This window comes from Cytobacillus firmus (assembly GCF_023612095.1).
Classification (GTDB): domain Bacteria; phylum Bacillota; class Bacilli; order Bacillales; family Cytobacillaceae; genus Cytobacillus.
Map to the genome: position 1 here is coordinate 1902193 of NZ_CP086235.1, position 22966 is coordinate 1925158.

The 22966-nt window shown below is 42.5% G+C and carries 20 protein-coding genes and 3 pseudogenes; 19 read left to right on the top strand and 4 right to left on the bottom strand.

Annotated features, from left to right (window positions below; genetic code table 11):
- Positions 1-189: 189 nt before the first annotated feature.
- The 4 genes and pseudogenes from LLY41_RS09700 to LLY41_RS09715 form a co-directional block, all read left to right on the top strand.
- A pseudogene (locus LLY41_RS09700) lies at positions 190-985 on the top strand (IS3 family transposase); the annotation flags it as partial.
- Positions 986-1156: 171 nt separating this feature from the next.
- Positions 1157-1570 (top strand): hypothetical protein, encoded by a 414-nt coding sequence (locus LLY41_RS09705; protein ID WP_095246259.1) that lies wholly within the window; start codon positions 1157-1159, stop codon positions 1568-1570.
- Between the two features lie 159 nt (positions 1571-1729).
- Entirely contained in the window at positions 1730-1987 is a 258-nt protein-coding gene (locus LLY41_RS09710; RefSeq protein ID WP_286137443.1) for a transposase, read from the top strand.
- 314 nt (positions 1988-2301) lie between these two features.
- Entirely contained in the window at positions 2302-2892 is a 591-nt protein-coding gene (locus LLY41_RS09715) for an IS3 family transposase (protein ID WP_304587712.1), read from the top strand.
- Positions 2893-2905: 13 nt separating this feature from the next.
- Here the strand turns inward: LLY41_RS09715 and LLY41_RS09720 are convergent, their stop codons facing one another.
- The gene (locus LLY41_RS09720; RefSeq protein ID WP_304587714.1) at positions 2906-4981 is read right to left on the bottom strand and encodes a molybdopterin-containing oxidoreductase family protein; all 2076 of its coding nucleotides are present in this window, start codon (positions 4979-4981) and stop codon (positions 2906-2908) included.
- Between the two features lie 197 nt (positions 4982-5178).
- On the opposite strand from LLY41_RS09720, the gene LLY41_RS09725 reads away from it, so the two are divergent.
- The 3 genes from LLY41_RS09725 (at position 5179) to LLY41_RS09735 (ending at position 8709) form a co-directional block, all read left to right on the top strand.
- Complete coding sequence (locus LLY41_RS09725; protein ID WP_095246216.1) at positions 5179-5859, top strand: response regulator transcription factor; 681 nt, start codon at positions 5179-5181, stop codon at positions 5857-5859.
- 139 nt (positions 5860-5998) lie between these two features.
- Entirely contained in the window at positions 5999-7495 is a 1497-nt protein-coding gene (locus LLY41_RS09730) for an AcpB/EbpR/MafR family transcriptional regulator (protein WP_304587716.1), read from the top strand.
- A 152-nt stretch (positions 7496-7647) separates the two neighbouring features.
- Positions 7648-8709: an SDR family oxidoreductase gene (locus LLY41_RS09735; protein ID WP_304587717.1), complete on the top strand. Its 1062-nt coding sequence runs from the start codon at positions 7648-7650 to the stop codon at positions 8707-8709.
- Positions 8710-8747: 38 nt separating this feature from the next.
- On the opposite strand, the gene LLY41_RS09740 is transcribed toward LLY41_RS09735, so the two are convergent.
- Positions 8748-9860 carry an aromatic acid exporter family protein gene (locus tag LLY41_RS09740; RefSeq protein WP_304587718.1) on the bottom strand — a complete coding sequence of 371 codons (1113 nt, stop codon included), beginning with the start codon at positions 9858-9860 and terminating at the stop codon, positions 8748-8750.
- Positions 9861-10055: 195 nt separating this feature from the next.
- Between LLY41_RS09740 and LLY41_RS09745 the strand changes: the two genes are divergently transcribed.
- The gene (locus LLY41_RS09745) at positions 10056-10571 is read left to right on the top strand and encodes a YbaK/EbsC family protein (RefSeq protein ID WP_304587720.1); all 516 of its coding nucleotides are present in this window, start codon (positions 10056-10058) and stop codon (positions 10569-10571) included.
- Between the two features lie 85 nt (positions 10572-10656).
- Positions 10657-11835, top strand: a complete 1179-nt coding sequence (locus tag LLY41_RS09750; RefSeq protein WP_095246212.1) for a M20 family metallopeptidase — start codon at positions 10657-10659, stop codon at positions 11833-11835.
- A 45-nt stretch (positions 11836-11880) separates the two neighbouring features.
- Here the strand turns inward: LLY41_RS09750 and LLY41_RS09755 are convergent, their stop codons facing one another.
- Together LLY41_RS09755 and LLY41_RS09760 are read right to left on the bottom strand one after the other, a co-directional pair.
- The gene (locus LLY41_RS09755) at positions 11881-12090 is read right to left on the bottom strand and encodes a hypothetical protein (protein ID WP_035329519.1); all 210 of its coding nucleotides are present in this window, start codon (positions 12088-12090) and stop codon (positions 11881-11883) included.
- A 263-nt stretch (positions 12091-12353) separates the two neighbouring features.
- Complete coding sequence (locus LLY41_RS09760) at positions 12354-13244, bottom strand: LysR family transcriptional regulator (protein WP_304587724.1); 891 nt, start codon at positions 13242-13244, stop codon at positions 12354-12356.
- 195 nt (positions 13245-13439) lie between these two features.
- Here LLY41_RS09760 and LLY41_RS09765 point away from each other — a divergent pair, with 195 nt between their 5' ends.
- The 10 genes and pseudogenes from LLY41_RS09765 to LLY41_RS09810 all read left to right on the top strand — a co-directional run bounded on the left by LLY41_RS09765 (position 13440) and on the right by LLY41_RS09810 (position 22957).
- Complete coding sequence (locus LLY41_RS09765; RefSeq protein WP_304588021.1) at positions 13440-15248, top strand: assimilatory sulfite reductase (NADPH) flavoprotein subunit; 1809 nt, start codon at positions 13440-13442, stop codon at positions 15246-15248.
- Between the two features lie 25 nt (positions 15249-15273).
- Entirely contained in the window at positions 15274-16995 is a 1722-nt protein-coding gene (cysI, locus tag LLY41_RS09770) for an assimilatory sulfite reductase (NADPH) hemoprotein subunit (RefSeq protein ID WP_095246209.1), read from the top strand.
- Between the two features lie 632 nt (positions 16996-17627).
- On the top strand, positions 17628-18530 hold the full coding sequence (locus LLY41_RS09775) for a nuclease-related domain-containing protein (protein WP_286137553.1): 903 nt from the start codon (positions 17628-17630) through the stop codon (positions 18528-18530).
- A gap of 49 nt (positions 18531-18579) precedes the next feature.
- Positions 18580-19739 (top strand): annotated as a pseudogene (locus LLY41_RS09780) (pyridoxal-phosphate-dependent aminotransferase family protein).
- A gap of 14 nt (positions 19740-19753) precedes the next feature.
- On the top strand, positions 19754-20227 hold the full coding sequence (locus LLY41_RS09785; protein ID WP_095246206.1) for a GyrI-like domain-containing protein: 474 nt from the start codon (positions 19754-19756) through the stop codon (positions 20225-20227).
- Between the two features lie 61 nt (positions 20228-20288).
- Complete coding sequence (locus LLY41_RS09790; RefSeq protein WP_304587727.1) at positions 20289-20810, top strand: DinB family protein; 522 nt, start codon at positions 20289-20291, stop codon at positions 20808-20810.
- Positions 20811-20897: 87 nt separating this feature from the next.
- Positions 20898-21053: a glycine zipper domain-containing protein gene (locus LLY41_RS09795; protein ID WP_179289099.1), complete on the top strand. Its 156-nt coding sequence runs from the start codon at positions 20898-20900 to the stop codon at positions 21051-21053.
- A gap of 14 nt (positions 21054-21067) precedes the next feature.
- A complete protein-coding gene (locus tag LLY41_RS09800) occupies positions 21068-21727 on the top strand; it encodes a hypothetical protein (RefSeq protein WP_304587730.1) in 660 nt (219 codons plus the stop codon).
- Between the two features lie 14 nt (positions 21728-21741).
- Positions 21742-22199, top strand: a pseudogene (locus LLY41_RS09805) (GNAT family N-acetyltransferase).
- Between the two features lie 11 nt (positions 22200-22210).
- Complete coding sequence (locus LLY41_RS09810; protein WP_304587734.1) at positions 22211-22957, top strand: class I SAM-dependent methyltransferase; 747 nt, start codon at positions 22211-22213, stop codon at positions 22955-22957.
- Positions 22958-22966 lie beyond the last annotated feature (9 nt).

Consider the following 22966-nt stretch of genomic DNA (forward strand, 5'->3'; position numbering starts at 1 on the left):
CGGAGTTTTGAGCCAGTCATTGCGGAGGAAAGAGCCACCCTTTGCGGAATGCAGGGCCACTATAAATAGAATAAAGAAAAGCCTCCTGTATAATAACCTTGCATGCTAGCAAGCATGACTGGATAGGCTACATTTAGTTGGACAGAATTTTTAAGGTCAAGTAGACTACAAATAATACATTTGAGGAGAATCTACATGGCCAAAAGAAAATGCCGAACATTTACTGAAGATTTCAAGCAACAGATCGTGCAGCTGTACCAAAATGGAAAACCAAGAAAAGAGATTATTCGTGAGTATGACCTTACTCCTTCATCTTTAGATAAGTGGGTGAGTCAGAGTCAAAAATCAGGTTCTTTTAAGGAAAAAGACAATTTAACAGATGAGCAAAAAGAATTGATGGAACTCCGAAAAAGAAATAAGCAGCTAGAAATGGAAAAAGACATTTTAAAGCAAGCCGCGCTGATACTAGGACAAAAGTAAATGTAAACAAGAATGACCAACATAAATACTCGATATCAGCAATGTGCAAATCCCTAGAAGTGTCTATTATTATGAAGTAAAAGATGAAGAGGATCCCATTGTTTCTAATGTTGTCGATATTTTTCACGCAAGCCGTCAAAACTATGGAACACGTAAAATCAAAGTAGAATTAAAAAAGCGCGGTCTTATCGTTTCCAGGCGAAGAATCGGGCGCATAATGCAGGAGCAGGGCCTTGTTTCTTCCTATACAATCGCTCAATTTAATCCGCATGCGAAATCCTGTAATGAATCAGAACAGAAGAATGAACTTAATCGTGCGTTTACCCAGGAACAAGAAATGACCATAATCGTAAGCGATTTAACATACTTAAGGGTTAATCAAAAATGGAACTACGTATGTGTCTTTGTCGAACTCTTTAATCGAGAAATCATCGGTTTTAGTACAGTGCCAAATAAAGATGCATTACTCGTTTATCGTGCAATAGCTTCAAAAAACAAGGGCCTGAACCTCGGCCCTTTAAAGCGGTAGTATAGTTGGGGACAGGCACCTGTAATTTACGTTACCTCTAAAACACCGATAAAAAATTCAATTTTTTATAAAATCTTCAATTTAAAGCAGGATTTTTCAAAAATTGGGAGAAAATTTAAAATAAGTAAAAAATAAGGAGTGATTATATTGTTTAAAAAGGTTCTTGCAAGTACTATTCTTGGAGCATCATTATTTTCTTTTGGATGTCTATCCAACGCAGCAGCTGCAACACCAGCCTCTCCCCAGCCTTTAAGTACAGCGAATGAGGAAATTGGTATCCTAGCTACTCCATCTCTAACTCCTTCTACACAAACTATTAACCGTGGCAGTTATGCTACTTTTAAATTAACTTCTGGCTCATCAAAAGCGCCTTTTAATTATAAACTTTATTTAGGAGATGGAACTAGCACAAGTATTATGTATTCAGATAATACTTCAGAAACATTCTCTGGGGAATTATTACGATATACAAGAAGTGGTACCTTTACAGCTTCTGGAAGGGTAGTGGATTCGACTGGTACCGCTTATGTTTCGAATAGTGTTAAGGTAGTTGTTAGATAATTTTTAAAAGTAGATTGATGAATTTCTTAGAACTAGGAATCCTGCATAGCTATTATCAAAAAAACCTTCAAATTTGTTAATGTCCCCTTTAAGTAGACATTCAAAAAAGCCTTCATGTTACCATGGAGGAAAGAATGCTACTTGGAGGGGATTTTTTCTATGGCAAAGAAAGGGCAAACTTTTAATAGCTATTCGGTGGAGTTTAAACATAATGCCGTCATGAAATACGTGAATGGGTCTAAGAGTTTTAAAGTATTGGCAGAAGAATTGGGAATTCGTAACTGCAGCCAGCTTAAAGTGTGGGTTAAGAAATGGAAAGATGGAGTCCCGTTTGATGAGCGTAAAGGAGTCTCTAACCCATTAAAAGTCGGCCTAGGACTAAATTCAAGTCGGTTGAAGAGGAAAGAGATTACCTAAAAGCATAGGTTGAATTTTAAAAACAGCAGTATCCAAATCTGGAGGAGGAAACATACCCAGAAGAATGAAATATGAACTGGTTGATGAGTTAAGGAGTACCTATCCGGTCTCTTGGCTGCTGGAGATTGCCTATATCAAACCGGCTAGCTATTACAAATGGAGAAAAACGAATGGTAAACGGGAAGAAAAGGCTAGGGATGAACAAGTCATCCGTGAGCACATTTGGGGGATCCATTTGAATTTGGCCGGCCTCTTATTACAGAAGAATTAAATGAAAACGGGTATTTAATCAACCACAAGAAAGTTACAGGCTGATGACGGAAATGGACATACAATCAGTCGTCCAAAAGAGGAGAAAACGGCATGGTCATAGTCCGTCTATCATCTTCCCTAATCGCCTTAAAAGAAATTTTAGGGCTGCAGGACCTAATCAAAAGATGGTAACGGATATAACATATGTGCCTGTTGGAGAAGAATTTTATTATGTATCGGTCATCCAGGAGCTCTTTAATAACGAAATAGTAAGTTGGGAGCTATCTAAGAGAAATGATCTGGAACTTGTGTTAAATACAGTAGAAAAATGGACAAAGAAAAAAGACGTAGCTGAAGCCGTTCTCCATTCAGATCAAGGCTTCCAGTATACGTCAAAGCTATACAGCAGCCGCTTGGAGGTTTATGGCATCAAGGGCAGCCACTCTCGAAAAGGAAACTGCCTGGACAATGCCTGTGTAGAATCGTCCTTCTCACACCTCAAGACCGAGAAACTGTATATAAATAAATGTAAGTCAAAAGAAGAACTAGAACAAGCTCTTGAGGATTATATCTACCATTACAATTACAAACGAAGACAAAAGAAACTAAAGAAACGCGCGCCGATTGAATATCTAAACGCGCTCACTGCTTAGCTTTTTATGTTGTCTACTTGACAGGGGCAAGACCATTTTGCAGGGGTTTACTGATTATCGAAACATTTACCCGGCCAGAAAAGAAAACGGCACCGCCGCCCATATCGGAAAGCCGGTCCGGAGTCAGCGAATTGACCAGATGTTTTGTTCCTGGGGCGTCAGCCCATAATCCCTGTGAAACAACTGTACCAGGAAGGACAAGTTCTCCGACAGCCGCTTTGAGTTCGCATTCTCCTCGTTCATTCCAAATACGAACCAAGTCACCATCTTTAATTTCAGCATTTACAGCATCCCTTTTATTTATGTGAAGACGCGGTTCCTTCTCCATTGCTGCATGTTTTATATTATTTGAAAAAGTTGAATTCAAAAAGTTATGGTTCGGTGCGGGCACAAACAAAAAAGGGAATTTATTTTCTTCCTTCAGCGGTATGTATGTCGGCAGAGGAGGATATCCATCCTCTTTCATTCTCTTCGAGTATAATTCAATTTTTCCGCTTGGCGTGGGCAGCCTGCCGGGAAAAAGCGGTTTTACCCTCGCTTTCATAAACTTGTTTTTCTTCAGGGATTCAGCATTGATTTCCTCAATAAAGGGGTTAGCCGGAAAATTTAATGCGGCATCAATCATTTCTTCTTCCGTCTCATTAAATACGGCATCATGATAGCCCATGCCTTCTGCAAGAAGCCGAAACACTTCTACATTAGATTTTGACTCGCCATATGGTTCAATGACCGGCTCCTGAATTTGCATGTAGTGATGCCAATAGGATGAATAGATATCCGTATTCTCAAAAGAAGAAGCCGCAGGCAGCACAATATCAGCATATTTGGCCGTTTCGGTTAAGAACAGATCATGGACGACAAGGAACAAGTCCTCCCTCTGCAGGCCCTGCCGGACTTTATTCCCTTCGGGTGCAACAACAGCAGGGTTGGTTCCATACACATACATAGATTTAATCGGTTTTTCCAGTTCAAGCAACGCAGAACCGATTTCGTTCATATTAATGATGCGTGTATCCCTTTTGTGCAGGAGGTCAGGCCTTTGAAGGGCACCAGTGTTAAAAGCAAGATAACCGGAGTTTCCCTTAATGGCACCGCCGCCCTTTATGAGCCACTGGCCAGTAAGTGCGGGCAGGCAGGAAATCGTGCGGATACACATTCCTCCATTGTCATGATGCTGTGGCCCGTTGCCGATCCGGATAAATGCAGGGGAAGTTTCTCCATACATACGGGCTAATTTGATAATATCCTCTTCCGGCACACCTGTTATGCCGGCTGCTGTTTCAGGGTCATATTGCTTCACATGTTCGCGAAGTTCCTGATGGCCAACCGTAAACTCCTCGAGAAAAGTCTCATCCACTAAATTTTCCGCAAACAGAACATGCATGATGCTAAGTGCGAGAGCGGTATCGGTGCCGGGTGTAATGGGTAAAAACCAGTCGGCCATTTTACCGGTCTGGTTTTTATGGACATCAATTACAACGATTTTCGCACCGCTTTTCCTTGCTTTCTGGGCGAGAATCATTTGGTGCATGTTCGTGCTGACTGCATTAATGCCCCATAAAATTATGAGCTTCGAATGGATGGTATCCTCCGGGTCAATCCCAAAGCTGCCTCCCATTGTGTACGCATATCCTGCTGTACCGGCAGATTGGCAAATCGTCCTGTCTAAACGGGATGCTCCGAGTTTATGGAAGAAACGGCGGTCCATTCCTTCTGCGCTTAATCTGCCCATATTTCCATAAAAACTGTATGGCAGGATGCTCTCAGGGCCGTTTTTGGCAATTAGGTCCTTCCATCTGGAAGTGATCGTGTCTATAGCTTCTTTCCATCCAATCTGTACAAAATGCCCTTCACCTTTGGCTCCGGCACGCTTCATTGGATACTTGAGCCGATTCTGATCATAAATCCTTGAAGGCATGCTGCGGACCTTGTTGCATATATTCCCCTGTGTGACAGGATGATTTGGATCTCCTTCAACCTTAACGATTTTTCCTTCTTTTTTATGAACGAGAAGGCCGCATTGATCCGGGCAATCCAAGGAGCAGACAGATGGAAAAACACCATTTAAGGTACGGCTGTAAGAGTTCATATCAGAATACTCCTTCCTCATAATAAGTCGATCATACCACAAAATTCAGATTATTTGCCGGAAGTCCGGGATCCGCAGAAGAATTTCTATTTTGAAACATCAAACCTCATATTTGAAACTTTTCTTTGAAAAAACTTTTGTAAAATAAGTTTTATAGAATTTTTAGTTCAGAATAAAGCTGAGCAGGTGAACAGAAAATGGTATTGAAAATTGCGATAATAGATGATCATAAGCTTTACAGAGAAGGAATCAAACGGATCCTGGAAATGGAAGAGGGCATTGAGGTAGTCGCTGAAGGGGAAGATGGCCGGGACGCTCTCAAAATTGATAAAGCTTTTAAACCGGACGTAATGATTATGGATATCGATATGCCAAATATGAATGGCATCAAAGCAACCGATAAGCTGAGTGAAAATAAATCGAAAAGCAAGGTTCTTATTTTATCTTTTTATGATGATGAGAACTATGTAACTCGGGTGCTGCAGAATGGCGCTTCCGGATACCTGCTTAAAGATATTGGTGCAAAAGGGCTGACAGAAGCAATCAGGGTGGTTGCCGGCGGCGGCAGTTATCTGGATCCGAAGGTGACGAAAAATATTATTAAGGAATATAGGAGACTTACAGAATTAAAATCAGTCAGCAATTATGTCTCCAGCCAAGGCTATCAGCGCCCGCTGCATATTTTGACGCGGCGCGAATGTGAGGTGCTGCAGCTGCTGGCAGATGGAAATAGCAATACTGATATCAGTAAGCTTCTTTTTATAAGCGATAAGACAGTTAAAAATCATGTCAGCAGCATTTTGAGAAAGATAAGGGTACATGATCGGACTCAGGCAGTATTACTGGCGATTAAAAGAGGCTGGGTTAGAATCGGTTAGAAATGAAAAAATGCGCTGTATTTAATAAAAGGCATGTTCTCCTGAGCATGTCTTTTTATGGTTGAGCTCCAATTAGAATGAGTAAACATTGACGTTAATAGAAAAGATAAATTGGAAGAGTGAAAAGATAGGTGATAACATGAATCGGTTTTATAAGCGTTACTCAGATTTAATCTTTCATTTGCTCAGTGAAAATAAATGGATCAGCTTAGCACAGCTGGCAGAACGAACAGGCTTTTCCAAAAGCACTATATGGCGTGATCTCGAATTCCTGGAGACGATTCTGCCGGAGGATTGGAAGCTCGAAAAGCATGAAACCCTAGGCGTTATGCTGAAAAAGCCTGAAAGCGGCACTCTGGAGAGCATCTTAAGAGAGATTCGTGAAAAAAATACGTATTTCCATACGTTAAAGCTGATTCTAATGAGCGATGGAATTGACATTTCCCAAATATCAAGCAAGGTGCATATAAGCCGTTCGACCGCATACCGCCACATCGAGAAGCTGCAGGATGTGCTGAAAGAGTCACGGCTTACTCTAACTCCAAGTCCTTTCAAAGTAGTTGGTGATGAAAGAAATATCAGGCGTTTTCTCATGCAATACTTAGATTTGCTTAGCTTTAGATCTGAAGCTGAGAAGGGTTGGCTGCATTCCGGGGGTTTTCAGCAGGCATTGCTGGAGGTAACATCAGGCCAGTCGATGACTCTCCGGACTGGAGCCATTCAGCGCCTCAAAATGGTTATCTATATTTCAAACCTCCGTATGTCCATGGGATATTTTGTATCGTTTCCAAAAGGTTTCCTGGACGCATATATAGAAAGTAAATATTTCCTCGCTGCCAAAGACTTAGTGCATTTTATAGCTAAATCCAAAATTCCGTCCAGGGAAAACCAGCTTCAGGAGATACTGTTCTTTGCCGTTTATTTAATGAGCGAGGAAAGGCCGACGAATCGGGCGCAGCATCTGCGTTATCTTCGCATGAGGAGGATAGGTGAGAGGGAACATCCTTTTTCTGTCTTCTTAGAACGCCTTTCAAACATAGCCGGCTTCAATCTGACAGATGATGATATCTTCTTATTTCACATTTACCAGTCCTTTAAAAGGATCTATCTGGGGAAAGAATTTAATACGGAAACACTGCATAGCTCAATGCTTCAGTATCTTCCGTATTATGAGACGAACCCGCTTTTAAAAACATTAGAGAACCTGGGAGTGGAAACATTTTCGAAAATCCCCCTTGTTTTTAATAAATTGGATGTACTTGAGATTTTTACTCTTTTCCAGGCTGCTGTCCTGCGAAGGAAGAATAAGCATATCATACAGGCTGCACTGGTATGCAGGACATATTATGAAAAAGATTATATCAGGGAGGTGCTAAAATATCATTTTGGCAACCAGCTTGCTATATCAACCCTTGATTCATCAAGCGTGGATTTAATTTCTGAATATGAGGAGTTTGATTTAGTCATTTCTACTGAGCTTATTCAGCCATCCAAGCTGATAGGACACCTGCCTGCGATTAATGTGTCTGCTTATCCGACAGGATCAGAACTTATGGAAATCAGGCAATTCATACATGATCACTTCTTTGAACAAATTGGGGTGGACAAAGAATTGATTTATCCTTTTGAAAAATAAGCAGGTTAAGATGACAGTATTAAAGCATGAAAAAGGCGCCTGGGGAAACCAGGCGCTTCTGCTGTTTAGTAAATGTTTTTCCATTGCTTTTAATTGGATTTCCCGCTAAAGTTTTTAAAAGGGATGTCATAAAGAAAGGCTGTGATTCTTTTTTGAAAATACTGATTACAGGTGCAAACGGTTTTTTAGGGAAAAAGCTTTCATTAAAGCTTTTGGAACAAGGGCATGAACTATATTTATTAGTCAGAAGCAGAAAGCGGCTGGATGCCTTCATGCAGGGCGAAGGAAGCGGCTTTTCCAAGCAGATTCATATATTGGAAGGCGATGTGACAGAAGAGCATCTCGGATTAAATAGAGAACTTGCGGGTTTATTAAAAGGAAAGATAGATGCTATATACCATAGTGCAGCACTTCTGTCATTTGATGAAAGAGATCGGGATATGACTTTTGAAGTGAATGTGGGCGGAACAGAAAATGTCCTGAAGCTTGCTTTGGAAATAAATTGTCCTAAGGTTTTATATATCAGTACAGCTTATACGGTTGGGACAGAGACTGATGGGGCGGAGGCTCTTTACTCTCTTGACAGGCATTTTGTAAATCCCTATGAAGCTTCCAAATGCGAGGCTGAACACCTCGTATATACTTTCCGGGATAAATTGGATGTTGTTATTCTCCGGCCCGGGATTATCATCGGAGATTCCAGAACAGGTGAAGCTGATACTAACTTCGGTTTATACGGATTTTTAAAAGGCATTAAAATCTTAAAAAAACGGTCACTGCGAAAACCAAATGGCCAAACCTGCAGAATCTATCTGGATCCTGAAGTGGCCCAGAACTTTGTGCCGGTGAATTATGTTATTGATACACTGGATGCTGCCTTGATACATGCAGAGAATGGCGGGATTTACAATATTACAAACCCTAACCCGCCTCTGCAATCAAACATATATGAAATAGTAAAAGAGGTATTGGATTTTCCGCAATTGGAGATGTGTGTTCCTGGAGAATCTGCAGAAATGACAAATGAGGAAAAGGCTTTTCATGATTCAATGAGCATTTTCCACAGCTATTTCCAGAGAACCATTGATTTCCCATCAGACAATACGGAGAAGCTGCTTGCAGCTGCAGGGCTTCCCATGCTGCAGATGGACCGTGATGTATTAAAAAGAATAATAGCAGGATATTTGCTTAATAAAACGAGTGTATCTTCTTAATGGAAAAGACCGGAGAATTAAATTCCCCGGTCTTTATTTTATTCTTTCATTGTCTGTCCCTTGCCTTTTTGGGCACCTGCTTCAAGGGGTACTTTTAAAAGCTTCCGGTGTTTAACTTCCATAATTTGAATCTGATTCAGTTCCTCAATTAAGTCATGGATGGAGAGAATTTCATAGAGTATGGCTGTCTCAGGCTGGACATGGTGGTGTGTGCGAGGTCTCAAACCGCCTGCAGGGTCCAGCTGTCTTTGCTCAATAAACCATTGTGTTACCTGACTGATTTTTTCCCGATGATTTTCTGAAATAAGAAAGCCCGGATCATACAGACTATTTTTTAAATCCTCAAGGACTGACAAGGCGAACTTCTTCCTGCTCTTCTCAATGTCCAGCCGGCCAGGCGCCAGAAAGATCAAGTTTCCCGCGTGATAGGTGATTTGCCTTAAGATGGTCAGTTTTTTATATTCATAATGAAAGTCGCGCATATCCTCCCGGCTGAATCGGTGATATCTGTATTCAGCTTTTTGATAGTGGCATAATGTTTCGGTCTTATCGATATCTTTTATAAGTCTTTGGAAATCAGAGCGGACATTCCTATCAGGTTCCTGTGAATTAAAGATCTCAATGCCTCTTTTAAGTAAAATGTCACCGGAACGTCTGTATAAGGCATGGATGTTTTTTATGATTGATTTTGAGTAATTGGGGGGCATGACAAAAAAGTTAACTGCCGTGGAAACGACAATACCGGTTGTGGTAGTCCCCAATCGAATGAAAAAAGACGACAAATAATGATCATGAACGGTAGAAATCATAGCAACACCAGTCAACGTAGCCACCAGCATCCCGTCATGAAGCTTCAGCTTATGGCAGACGATGATTGTCGCAAGCGATACGGAAGCATAACTGTAAGGGCTGTCCCCGAAAATGAACGTAAATAATACAGCAAATCCCGCACCAATGGCAGCCGCAGGAAACCTGACATATGCTTTCCGGATGGAGTCCGCAACAGTGGGCTCAATGGTAACGATGGCCGTAATTACAGCAAACATGGCGGGCCAATTCAGCATATGGCAAATAAAAGCTGTTATAAAAACAGCCAGTCCGGTTTTGGCAATGCGTCCTCCTATAAATTTATATGGAATAGACTGTTTCATAAAAAATCCTTCTTTAAATCTGTGTTTTTAATATAATTCATATTAGTGCAAGGAACTAATAAGAGCAAATGCAAATCTTCTGACAAAAAGAAATTACCCCGGTGACATAATCAGATAGTATGTTAAAATAAACACCTATAAAGTATAGATAATGAATATATATAAGATTTTAACAAAGGGGAAGGGTGAGTTCGAGTGTCAATTGAAAGCGTGAAAGCCCATTTTAAGAAATGGGACCGGGAACAGGATGTAATGGAGTTTGATTCTTCAAGTGCAACTGTGGAACAGGCTGCTGAAACAATCGGTGTCTGCCCTGCACAAATTGCCAAAACGCTTTCCTTTAAAGGTGATGGAGATGAAGCAATTCTAGTGGTGGCAGCAGGTGACGCGAAAATTGACAACAAAAAGTTCCGGAAAACGTTCGGATACAAAGCCCGTATGCTTTCAGCAGAGGGAGTTCTGGAACAGACCGGTCATGCTGTCGGCGGAGTGTGTCCATTTGGACTGAAGAATGACCTGGAAGTCTATCTGGATGAATCCATGAACAGATTCGAAACCCTTTTTCCTGCATGCGGAAGCAGCAATTCCGCCATTGAACTGACTCCTGATGAAATTAATACATATTCAGATGCCAAAGCCTGGGTGGATGTCTGCAAGGATTGGGAAGATGCACTGATCGTTGAACGGCCTTTGGAGAAACTAACGAAATAATTCGTGCTGTAAAATAACATGGAAATGTATTATTATAATTATATATGAATAAATATATAGACTAGCGGATTAGGAGAGCAGATATATGGGCAAAAATCTTATTATTAACCAAATCGATGAACTTCAAGATGATTTTAATAGAATAAGCACTTACATAGGCGAGAATCCCGAACTGGGGCATGAAGAGTACAAGGCATGCAAAGCTTTGACAGAGGAGCTCAGGAAGCATGGTTTCTCAGTGGAAATTGGCACATGCGGTCTCCCGACTGCTTTCACGGCTACTTATGACAGCGGGAAAGAAGGGCCTGTAATCGGATATATGTCTGAATATGATGCGTTGCCTGAAGTTGGGCATGCATGCGGCCATAATCTTATTGGGACAATGGGGATTGCTGCCGGAATCGGACTGAGCAAAGTGATTCATGATACCGGAGGAAAAGTCATTGTCTTTGGCACGCCGGCAGAGGAGACAAAGGGCGGCAAAGTGACCATGGCCGAGGCGGGTATTTTTGACGCTTTGGATGCAGCGATTATGGTTCATCCCCTCGACAATTATGTGAAGAGCGGTACATCACTGGCGATGGATGCGATTCAGTTTGAGTTTTTTGGAAAGTCAGCTCATGCAGCTGCCAGCCCGCATCTAGGAATTAATGCGCTGGATGCTGTTCTGCAAACGTTTAACAGCATAAATGCTTTGCGCCAGCATATCAAGCCTGATGCCAGGATTCATGGGATTATCACGGAAGGGGGCAAAGCGGCAAATGTTGTTCCCGATTATGCAGTCGCCCAATTTTATGTTCGTGCTGCGAAACGTGAATATGTAAATGAATTAGTCGAAAAGGTTAAGAAATGTGCTGAAGGGGCGGCACTGCAGACGGGTGCTGAAATGAAGTGGTCCTTTTATGAATTTTCTTATGATGATATGGTTACGAACAGCCCTTTATCAGAAGCATTTAATAAGGAACTGATTTCCCTTGGTGTGAATGAGGAGGAAATAATGGAGCAGAAGGATGGCTCAGGTTCACTTGACATGGGGAATGTCAGCCAGGCGGCACCTTCCATTCATCCTTATATTAAAATTTGCAACGAGGCATATGCCTGCCATACACATGAATTCCGGGAAGCTGCTATGAGTGAGCAGGCGAGAGAAGCCATGATCCTTGGAGCAAAGGCAATGGCACTTACAGGGTATGAAGTGTTAACAAATAAGGAACTTTTAAAAAGGGTCAAAGAAGAATTTGAGTCGAAAAAGGCATTAGCATAAGTTTAAAATAAGGCCATGACCCCAAAATGGATCATGGCCTTTCAATTATGATAAACTATTCCACTCTGAATACAGTCCGGTTCCATTGCAGCCCTGGCAGTCAAACTGGTTAGCATGATAAGCGAATTCGTTCCCCGGATAAAGTGAAAAACCCCTGCCGTAACAGTCCGGACACTTGTTTTCTTCCTTCATGCGATTCACATGATTCTGATATCTCATTTCGCGCCATTCATTAAAGGCATTCAATAATCCCATTTTTTTCACCTCAGCCATTTTTTCCTTATTTTGAATAAAATGGACAGATTTTATACACGCCGACACTATAATATATGAATAAAATGGGACTAGTGTGAAAAAAAGCTTGTCTTTTTTTCTTTGATTGTGAACCTGGTGCAACTTCGGGCACAGCGACCAGGTTTTTGCAATGTTGAGTCAGAACCTGAAGCAACTTCGGACACAAGAACCAGGTTTTTTCCCTTTTAGAGTCCGAACCCGAGGCAACTTCCGACTCAGCGCCATTATTTACGATGCCATTTTTCGCTGAGAGCTTCGATAAAAATGCTGACATTCCTTTTTTCCTGCATAATGGGAGAAAGTACATAGGACAGAGTGCGTTTGAATTGCTGATTTTTCACCTTGATGATAGACAGGTTGTTTTGTTTTACGTCTCTTGCGACTACACTTCCGGAAAGAATGCTCATTCCCAGCCCATTGATGAGTGTTTCTTTTATTCCCTGGTTGCTTGAGATTGTCAGGAGTGATTTCACCTTAAGACCATTTGATCTGACCACATGGTTAAAATATTCCCTCGTTCCTGAGCCGTTTTCTCTCATGATCCAGGCCTGATCCTGGAGGTCGGCAATGGTTGCTTCTTCTTTTTGTGCCAGGGGATGCTGATTGGAGGTCACAATAAATAATTCATCCTCTAAAAAGGGAGTCACGATAAGCTCTTTTTCATTTGTCTGGCCCTCAATTAAGCCGATATCGACATGATGGGAGCGTGTGGACTGGACAACTTCCTCCGTGTTGGCAATCGTAATCTGGAGATTCAGTTCAGGATATTCCTTCTGCAAATCAAGCAGAAGGGGAGGAAGGATGTATTCCCCTATTGTGAAACTGGCCGCAATTTTAAGATCTCCTTTAATGATATGCTGCTGATCTAAAATTTCCTGCCTGGTTTGCTCATAAATGGTAATCATCTGCTTGGCCCTGTCATATAATATTTCACCGCTGGGCGTAATCTTCAAGTATTTTGGAGAACGCTGAAAGAGTTTTGTTTGAAATTCCTTCTCCAGATTTTTGATATGGAGGCTGACACTGGGCTGAGACATGAGAAGGAGCTCTGCCGTCTTGGTGAAATTTTTCACCTCAGCCAAGGTGACGAAAGTTTTTAACGCGTCATAATGCAAAAAATCACCCTTTTGTAATTAATAATATTAATAGTTATGATAATTAATATTTATTTTACTAATGCTAAATCATTCGGTAAAGTATTAGATATATATTTTTTTAATTATAAACCCGACTTTTTTTATAGGAAAAGAAGAATTTTAAAGAAATAAGAATAAACCGGCAAATTCTGCTGGTTTGCGAGGTGGATCATGTTGCAACTTCAGGTAATGAACAGTCCGTTTAACCAGGAGCAGACAGAGCTCCTGAATCGTCTTCTCCCGACTTTGTCAGAGACTCAATCCCTATGGCTGAGCGGTTATCTTGCCGCGATACAGTCCTCATCACTGCAGGCTGCCCCGGCAGTGGAAGAGCGTCCAGCACAGGCAGCGGCCCCGGCTATTCCAAAAGAAGTGACCATTCTATTTGGATCACAAACCGGGAATGCGCAGAGTCTGGCAAAAAAAGCCGGGAAAACGCTTGAGGAGAGAGGTTTTCAAGTAACCGTATCTGCCATGAGCGATTTTAAGCCCAATAACCTAAAAAAGGTCAAAAACCTGTTAATTGTCGTCAGTACTCACGGTGAGGGTGACCCACCGGATAACGCATTAACATTCCATGAATTCATTCTCGGAAAAAGAGCTCCAAAACTTGAAGACTTCCGTTACTCAGTTTTAGCACTTGGCGATAGCTCATATGAATTCTTCTGCCAGACTGGGAAGGATTTTGATAAACGTCTCGAGGAGCTTGGCGGAACGAGAATAACTCCAAGGGTAGATTGTGATCTTGATTTCGAAGAGCCTGCAGCAGTGTGGGCAGAAGCTGTAATAGCCGGCTTGAGTGAAGGGGAAAGCAGCAGTCCTTCTCTTTCAGCAGCTTCAGTTTCAGCTTCAGCACCTGCCGAGTCAGTTTATTCCCGTTCCAACCCATTCAGGGCAGAAGTGCTTGAGAATATTAATCTCAATGGCCGCGGCTCCAATAAAGAAACACGCCATCTGGAGATTTCGTTAGAAGGCTCAGGCCTGACGTATCAGCCTGGTGACAGCCTTGGGGTATACCCGGAAAATGAACCTGAATTGGTTGACCTGCTCTTAGCTGAAATGAACTGGGATCCTGAGGAAGCAGTCAGAGTGAAGGAGGAAACAGTAACATTAAAAGAAGCACTTTCGTCTCACTTTGAGATTACTGTCCTGACCAAACCGCTTGTAGAAAAGGCTGCAAAGCTTTCCAATAATGAAGAGCTGCACCAGCTTGCCTCAGACAGCAGCCGATTGAAATCCTATATCGATGGCCGCGATTTAGTTGATTTAGTCCGAGACTTTAAGCCATGGAACAGTTCGGCACAGGAGTTTGTCTCTATACTGCGCAAGATGCCTGCGCGTCTATATTCTATTTCCAGCAGCTTTGAGGCGAATCCTGATGAAGTACATTTAACTATCGGTGCAGTCCGCTATGATGCCCATGGCCGTGAACGCAAAGGGGTCTGTTCCATTTTATGTTCGGAGCGTCTCCAGCCTGGCGATATTCTGCCGGTATTTATTCAGCACAATGAAAACTTTAAACTGCCTGAAAATCCGGAGACACCAATTATTATGGTTGGACCCGGAACAGGAATTGCACCGTTCCGATCCTTTATGCAGGAGCGTGAAGAAAACGGGGCGGAAGGAAAGTCCTGGCTATTCTTCGGCGACCAGCATTTTGTAACAGATTTTCTTTATCAGACTGAATGGCAAAAGTGGCTCAAGGATGGAGTCTTGTCGAAGCTGGATGTCGCTTTTTCCCGTGATGATGATGAAAAGGTTTATGTTCAGCATAGAATGCAGGAAAACAGCAGGGAGTTATTCGAGTGGCTTGAGGAAGGTGCGTCTGTATACATCTGCGGCGATGAGAAAAACATGGCGCATGATGTCCATAACACGCTCATAGATATTATTGAAAAAGAAGGAGGAATGAGCCGCGAACAGGCTGCGGAATATCTGGCCGATATGCAGAAAAATAAACGCTACCAGCGCGACGTATATTGATTTGGAAGGAAAGGAGTTTTTCAGCATGGTAAACCCAAAATTAAAAGCACCGGACGGACCTCCGAGTGATGTTGAGGGAATTAAGGATCGAAGCAACTTTTTGCGCGGAACGCTGGCGGAAGTCATGCAGGACCGGATCAGCGCCGGGATTCCGGATGATGATAACAGATTAATGAAGCACCACGGCAGTTATCTGCAGGATGACCGGGATCTCAGGAATGAACGCCAGAAGCAGAAGCTTGAGCCGGCTTATCAGTTTATGCTCCGCCTGCGTCTTCCCGGAGGAGTCGCCACACCGGAGCAATGGCTGGTCGTGGATGACCTGGCTGAGAAGTATGGCAATGGCACTCTCAAATTAACAACACGCCAGACCTTCCAGATGCATGGAATCCTGAAATGGAATATGAAAAAGACAATCCAGGCCATTCATTCGACGATGCTTGATACGATCGCGGCATGCGGAGATGTAAACCGGAATGTCATGTGCATCTCCAATCCCGATCAATCTGAAATTCATGAGGAAGTGTATGAGCTGGCGAAGATGCTAAGTAATGATCTCCTGCCCCGCACACGTGCCTATCATGAAATTTGGCTGGATGAAGAAAAGGTAGCCGGCTCTCCAGAGGTGGATGAAGAGACTGAGCCGATGTATGGCCCGCTTTATTTGCCGCGGAAATTTAAGATAGGGATCGCTGTGCCGCCTTCCAATGATATTGATGTCTTTTCACAGGATCTCGGCTTTATAGCGATAGTCGAGGATGGCAAGCTGACGGGCTTTAATGTGGCTATTGGCGGCGGAATGGGCTTCTCGCATGGAGATAAAGCCACCTATCCGCAGCTTTCGAAGGTCATCGGCTTTGTGACGCCAGATAAAATCTATGAAGTGGCTGAAAAGACCATTACGATTCAGCGTGATTACGGAAACCGCTCCGTCCGAAAAAATGCCCGTTTTAAATATACGGTTGACCGTCTCGGGCTGGAGACTGTTATAGAAGAGCTGGAAAACCGCTTAGGCTGGAAACTGGAGGAAGCACGCGGATTCAAGTTTGATTCCAACGGTGACCGCTATGGATGGGTAAAGGGTGTCCGCGGTAAATGGCATTTTACGATGTTCATAGAAGGAGGCCGTGTGGCTGACTTCGACGGGTATAATTTGAAAACCGCATTGCGGGAGATTGCCAAGGTTCATAAAGGCGATTTCAGGCTGACGGCCAATCAGAACCTGATTATCGGCAGTGTGGCTGACGGAGATAAAGCTGCGATCGAATCGCTGATTGAAAAATATGGCTTAACAGACGGCAGCCGCTACAGTGCGATGCGCCGCGGATCCATGGCCTGTGTGGCTCTGCCGACCTGCGGATTGGCGATGGCTGAGGCTGAACGCTATCTGCCAGGATTGATCGATAAAATTGATGAAATCGCTGATGAGGCGGGCTTGCGGAATGAAGAAATCACGATCCGCATGACCGGCTGCCCGAACGGCTGCGCGCGGCACGCACTCGGTGAAATCGGCTTTATCGGCAAGGCGGTCGGCAAGTACAATATGTATCTCGGGGCAGCCTTTGACGGAAGCCGCCTCAGCAAAATGTACCGCGAAAATATCGGGGAAGAAGAAATCCTGAACGAGCTGCGCGTCATCCTGCCGCGCTATGCGCGCGAACGTCAGGACGGCGAGCATTTTGGTGACTTCGTAATCCGTGCAGGAATTATTGAAGCGACAACGGACGGGACTAATTTTCATGATTGAGGTGGAGAAAAGATGGGGCTGGTGCCCTGTCTTTTTTTCTTGGTGTGCTGGAGCTGAGCTGTGGGCGTGAGCGCACAGAAATATTTTTATCCGCACGTTTTTTCCGCCTATACGCACACAAAAACGCATATCCGCACACAAATTTCGGCTATCCGCACATAAACACTCTCTTCGCAGCTTTTCATAGAGGATTTGCAGGGATATTGTTGAACTTTTTAATATGAAACAAGAATGGAGTGAAAAAATGATACTCAAAGAATGAAAAATCCCTCTTTATTGAGCTTTTGCCCTGACATTTTTCTTGGTGTGCTGGAGCTGAGCTGTGGGCGTGAGCGCACAGAAATATTTTTATCCGCACGTTTTTTCCGCCTATACGCACACAAAAACGCATATCCGCACACAAATATCGGCTATCCGCACACAAATATCGGCTATCCGCACATAAACACTCTCTTCGCAGCTTTTCATAGAGGATTTGCAGGAATATTGTTGAATTTTTTAGTACATAACAAGAATGGAGTGAAAAAATGATCCTAAAAGAACGAAAAATCCCTCTTTTGATTCGCAAAACAGAAGCTCTCCTCCGCAGGCTTCCATCCCATCACCCAAAAATCACACTCATTAACGAAGAAATGAATAAAAGACTTGCTGGTTATAAAGGAGAAACTTCATTGGATTTTCAACTTGATTTTCTGGATAGTAAGGAATATTTTATTCTTCATGATCTCCGCTTGCCGGATAATGATCGCTTTTTCCAAATCGATACTCTTATACTTACGAAAAAGTTTGCACTAATACTTGAAGTGAAAAATATAACAGGAATCCTGCATTTTGATACAGTATATAATCAATTAATTCGTATTAAGAATGGAAAAGAGCAAGTTTTTCCTTGCCCTTTAATTCAGGTAAATAGGCAGGCATCACAACTTAGAAGGTGGTTTAAAGCCAATGTCAGTAATGAGGAATTACCGGCCTATTCTTTTGTAGTCATTAGTAATCCGCATACAGGAATTAAAGTCATTCCCCATCATATTGACCTCAGCCGTAAAGTTATTCACCGAAATACTCTTCCTATAAAAATTGAGCAGATAGAGAGTTCAATTAAGAAAGAAATCAGTGAAAAACTTCTTAAAAAGATCATTCGCTTATTAAAGAAGCAGAGCACTGAGCAGGAAAGCTCAATTCTATCAAGATTCCAGATCAATCAATCTGAAATTCTTACGGGCGTGTTCTGCCCTGCATGCAGCTTTCTGCCTCTTGAAAGAGTAAGTCGCACATGGTGCTGTCCAAAATGCAAGATTACCAGCAAAGCAGCACATATGAAAGCATTACATGACTATAGTCTTCTGTTGGGACCTGCCATCACAAACAAAGAACTCAGAAACTTTCTGCATGTTTCTTCATCCCATGCCGCAACCAGGATCCTTCAATCCCTCAATCTCCCCCAAACCGGAGCTCAGAAAAATAGAACATATACACTCATGTTCCCAGATGAATCCACTAATCAAAATGGAATAAAAGAGGTTTTTAATTGAAAATGTCGAAACATTTAGATATCTAAAACCAACCAAAGGAGGCTTTTTCATGCCAAACGAGGAAATGCTTTTGATTCCAGGCCCAACGCCTGTTGTGGATTCGATTTATGAGGCGATGTCACAAGAGACAAGGGGGCATACGGATCCGAGGTTTGCCGCTGTTTATAAGAGTGCGATTGAGAAAACGCGGGAGATGCTGAAGACAGATGGAGAGGTGTTCGTGATCTCCGGCTCCGGTACGATTGCGATGGAAATGGCTCTGGTGAACACGGTGGCAGCAGGAGAACGGCTATTGATTATTAGCCAGGGCTTTTTCGGTGATCGTTTTCTGCATTTAGCCAGGGCGTTCGGAATCCAGGCAGATATTATTCAATCCGAATGGGGTAAGCAGGTGGACCCCGCAGCTGTTGAGGAAAAACTTGCATCTCATTCCTATAAAGCTGTGACGATAACCCATGCTGATACATCAACCGGTGTTGCAGCAGACCTGGATTCCCTGTTGCCTATCATTAAAAAGCATGGGGCACTGGTCATACTGGATGGAGTCTGTGCGACGGCGGCGATGGAGGAGGATATGAGCAAGTCATATGGCGGGGAAAAATTGATGTCGTTTTAACAGGCTCACAGAAAGCGATCGGTGTGCCGCCAGGACTGGCAATTGTAGCATTTAACCAGACAGCGCTTGCTGCCCGCGAACAAATGGAACGGGTTCCTGCCTACTATTGCGATATTTATAATTGGATTCCCATTATGCATGATCCTCAAAAATACTTTGCCACACCGCCTGTGAATTTGATTTATGCCTATGATGAGGGAATGAGGCTCGTGTTAGCGGAAGGAATGGAACATCGCTATAAGCGCCATGAATCATACGGTAAAGCTGTCCGGGCTGCACTTGCTGAATATGGAATGAAGGCAATTGCAGCCGAAAATGCCGCTGCAGCCACTCTCAGCTGCATTTTATATCCAGAGGGACTGGACGATGCGGAGTTCCGGGCATCTCTTGCGAAGAAAGGTGTTATCGTTGCCGGAGCACTGGCCCACCTTGCCGGAAAAGCATTCCGAATCGGCCATATGGGGAATACGACTGAAGATATGCTTGAACAAGCAGTTATACTGATCGGTGAAACCATGAAAGAACTGGGCATTGAAGCAAATATTCAAAAAGCGGTTGCTAAGTTTAGAGAGCTTTCAATGCCTGTTGCTTAATAAGGAGGGAAAGGATGTCTGATTTAACTTTGCGGGCGGCTGAGACAGAGCTGGGAGAATTAAAACTGATAGGGATCCGAGTCCTATGCCAGCCGGATCAGTATCTGTCTGAAATCCCGCAAGCTATTAAGCTATTATCTGGACGCCTTACAGAAATTAAGGGAGCTGTAAATCCAGATCGGCTTGTTGGTGCTTTTAAAGTGGAGGAAGACTCTCCTGAAGAAGACGGCTATTGGATTGGCATTGAGGTGAAGGAATTTATCAGTGTTCCTGATGGAATGTTCTCATTAGAAATTCCACCGCAAAAATATGCTTCTATCCGGCACAAAGGTCCTAATGATAAGATTGGAAATTCCTATAGTGAATTGCACAGCTGGATTGAAAAAAAGGGATACAAACGGCTGAAAAATAAGTGGCACATAGAAATCCATCATAGCTGGGAAAGTATTGAGGATTTAGATATAGAGCTGCTGGATACGATCTCATAATGTTAAAGACTGCCTACCCGGCAGTCTTTTCCCTGAAAAAAGAAGAATGGAGAATTTACAAATGATAGATTATCGGATTAAACATGTAAAGGGCTATGATGAAAAAATAGGAGAACTTGTGTCAATGCTTGAGCATGCAAGGTCTGTGACGCTTAAAGATGTTGCTGGCTTGACACAGAAGGAGATGGATTTTCTTCCCGATGAAAACAGTAATTCAATAGGATCCCTTCTGAAGCATATCGCTTTTGTGGAGTATGTTCACCAAATCATTACTTTTGAAAATAGAGATCTTAACGATGAAGAATATTCAAAATGGGCCGCTGCGTATGAACTTGGTGAGAAGGCAAGGAATGAAATTAATAACAATCCTCTTGAATTTTACTTGGAGGAATTGTCAGCAATTAGAGAGAAAACGTTAAAACTTTTAGCATCCAAACAGGATAGCTGGCTATATGAAGAAGGAAAGTGGAGCAATGGAATCACTTTCAACAACTATTGGTTCTGGTATCACGTTATGGAGGATGAAATCAGCCATCGCGGCCAAATCCGGGTGATAAAAAGACAGCTGTCAGCTCAGAGGTGACAAGATACCCGTCTGCCTTTTTTCCAAAAATATGAAACAAAAGTTCCTTTTGTTCGTATATAAGGAAAACAGTTAAAGGCGGTTTTAATGATGAAAAAAATCAATTGGGATATTTCAGGAAACGTAATTGCTTTTGGATTATCTCTTGGGATTGTGTTTGGTATGCTTTTTGACAATTGGGCTTTGGGCATTGCCCTTGGAGTGGCTTTTGGATTATCTCTTGGGTCCGGGAAGAAAGAGTAAGGGAGGGGGCTGTTTTGATAAAAAATATAAAGCTATTTGTTGTATCAATTGTCTTAATCATTATTTCCATGGCTTTAAACTTTCCTTTTCCGCATGAAAATCCACTAGGTGATACATCAACAACGATTTTAAATATTCCAATCAAATCAGCAGATGGCTTTTATTATGCAGGAGTATTTATTCTCCTTTTACTTGCGCTGGGTATGGTCTTGCTTCATCGTTCACTCGAAAAATTTCATTTGCGGTCTTTTTTTGCCGTTATCATCATCGTTTCCCTTCTGCCTCCTTCTCTGGCAGAGGCTTATCAAAAAACGCTTGCAAATGGCATCAATGCAGTTTCCTATATAAAAGATGAAAGTCAATGTAAGTTTGTAATGATTGGTGAAGATAATTTGAAGGGAAAGTGTGAGCTGCCATTTGAAAATTACAGCAATGAAGAAGTGTCTTTTACTATCGGCTTTTATGACAGATATTTATTTGAAGAGGATGTAAAGATGCTTTCACTGATGAACAGCGGTGAACCTATTACCGTTAAATTGCTCCCTGACGAAGTAAAGGTCGTCCGGATTGAGAAAGAGATCGATGTGTCAAAAATCAAAAACCACGTTGAAAATGGAGAGGCCGCTTATGTAAGCATCATAATTCAGTCTGGTGAGAAAAACAGGAAATTGTAAGAGGGGCTGAGGCAATGAACATTGAGTTAAAACCCGTCACAAGAGACAATTGGGAAGAAGTCATTAAGATGAAAGTAAAAGAATCGCAGCGTGATTTCGTTCCATCAGCGGCTGTATCACTTGCCAAGGTTTATATTAAACCAGATGGGGATGCAGTAGAGTATATTCCATTCTCAATCTATGACAATGATAAAATGGTTGGTTTCATCATGCATGCCTATGAGCCGGATACAGTTAATATGTATTGGATAAACGGTTTTTTTATTGATCAGAAGTATCAGGGCAGGGGCTATGGCCGTGCAGCTTTAGCCGTGATGATCAGCTGGATAAAAACTAAATTTCCAAAATGCGAGGAAATCCGCTTAACGGTTCATAAAGATAATCAACATGCAAGGATACTTTATAAAAACTTCGGATTTTCCCCACCGCTGAGATATGGGGAGAGGAAGAGGTTTACTATTTTTCGGTATAAAGGAGTTATTTATGATTAATGAAACACTGGAATTAAATAAGAAAAGCTGGGACGAAGCGGCTAAAAGGTTTTATGGGCGTAATCCGCTGCCTGAATATGGACCATTGGAGCCAACTGAAGGTGACCTTCACTTGTTTGGAGATGTGCGAAGCTTAAAGATGCTGGAGATTGGGTGCGGCAGCGGGCATTCCCTAAAATATTTGGACCAGCGGGGAGCAGGTGAATTATGGGGATTGGATTTATCGTCCCGACAAATCGATGCTGCCAAGGAACTTTTGAAAAATTCCTCCTCAAGAGTAAAGCTGTTTGAATCCCCGATGGAACAGAATCCCGGAATCCCTTCTGGTTATTTCGATGCCGTTTTTTCCATTTATGCGATTGGCTGGACCACGAATTTAGAAGAGACGCTGAAAAACGTTCATTCCTACCTTAAATCAGGCGGGATGTTTATTTTCAGCTGGGAACATCCGATGTATAACCGGATTAAGGCTGAAAATGGAGCATTAATTATGGATAAGTCCTATCATGAGGAAGGCTCCTATCAGCATATAGCCTGGAACCAGCCTGCCATTATGCAGCAGTATAAACTAAGTACATATATCAATATATTAATAGAAAACGGGTTTGCGATTGAAAGGGTAATTGAAGATGTCAGCCTTACTGAAGAAGATGTTCAGCGGCATTCCAACCGGTGGTATTCCTATGAAAAAACGAAAGCTATACCCGCTGCTTTTATTATTAAATGCAGAAAGCTATAGAAGAAAAGG

Coding starts and splice junctions, on each gene's coding strand:
- LLY41_RS09710 (WP_286137443.1), top strand. CDS start 1,730: ATGGCAAAGAAAGGGCAAACTTTTAATAGCTATTCGGTGGAGTTTAAA.
- LLY41_RS09715 (WP_304587712.1), top strand. CDS start 2,302: ATGACGGAAATGGACATACAATCAGTCGTCCAAAAGAGGAGAAAACGG.
- LLY41_RS09720 (WP_304587714.1), bottom strand. CDS start 4,981: ATGAACTCTTACAGCCGTACCTTAAATGGTGTTTTTCCATCTGTCTGC.
- LLY41_RS09725 (WP_095246216.1), top strand. CDS start 5,179: ATGGTATTGAAAATTGCGATAATAGATGATCATAAGCTTTACAGAGAA.
- LLY41_RS09730 (WP_304587716.1), top strand. CDS start 5,999: ATGAATCGGTTTTATAAGCGTTACTCAGATTTAATCTTTCATTTGCTC.
- LLY41_RS09740 (WP_304587718.1), bottom strand. CDS start 9,860: ATGAAACAGTCTATTCCATATAAATTTATAGGAGGACGCATTGCCAAA.
- LLY41_RS09750 (WP_095246212.1), top strand. CDS start 10,657: ATGGGCAAAAATCTTATTATTAACCAAATCGATGAACTTCAAGATGAT.
- LLY41_RS09755 (WP_035329519.1), bottom strand. CDS start 12,090: ATGGGATTATTGAATGCCTTTAATGAATGGCGCGAAATGAGATATCAG.
- cysI (WP_095246209.1), top strand. CDS start 15,274: ATGGTAAACCCAAAATTAAAAGCACCGGACGGACCTCCGAGTGATGTT.
- LLY41_RS09775 (WP_286137553.1), top strand. CDS start 17,628: ATGAATAAAAGACTTGCTGGTTATAAAGGAGAAACTTCATTGGATTTT.
- LLY41_RS09785 (WP_095246206.1), top strand. CDS start 19,754: ATGTCTGATTTAACTTTGCGGGCGGCTGAGACAGAGCTGGGAGAATTA.
- LLY41_RS09790 (WP_304587727.1), top strand. CDS start 20,289: ATGATAGATTATCGGATTAAACATGTAAAGGGCTATGATGAAAAAATA.
- LLY41_RS09795 (WP_179289099.1), top strand. CDS start 20,898: ATGATGAAAAAAATCAATTGGGATATTTCAGGAAACGTAATTGCTTTT.
- LLY41_RS09810 (WP_304587734.1), top strand. CDS start 22,211: ATGATTAATGAAACACTGGAATTAAATAAGAAAAGCTGGGACGAAGCG.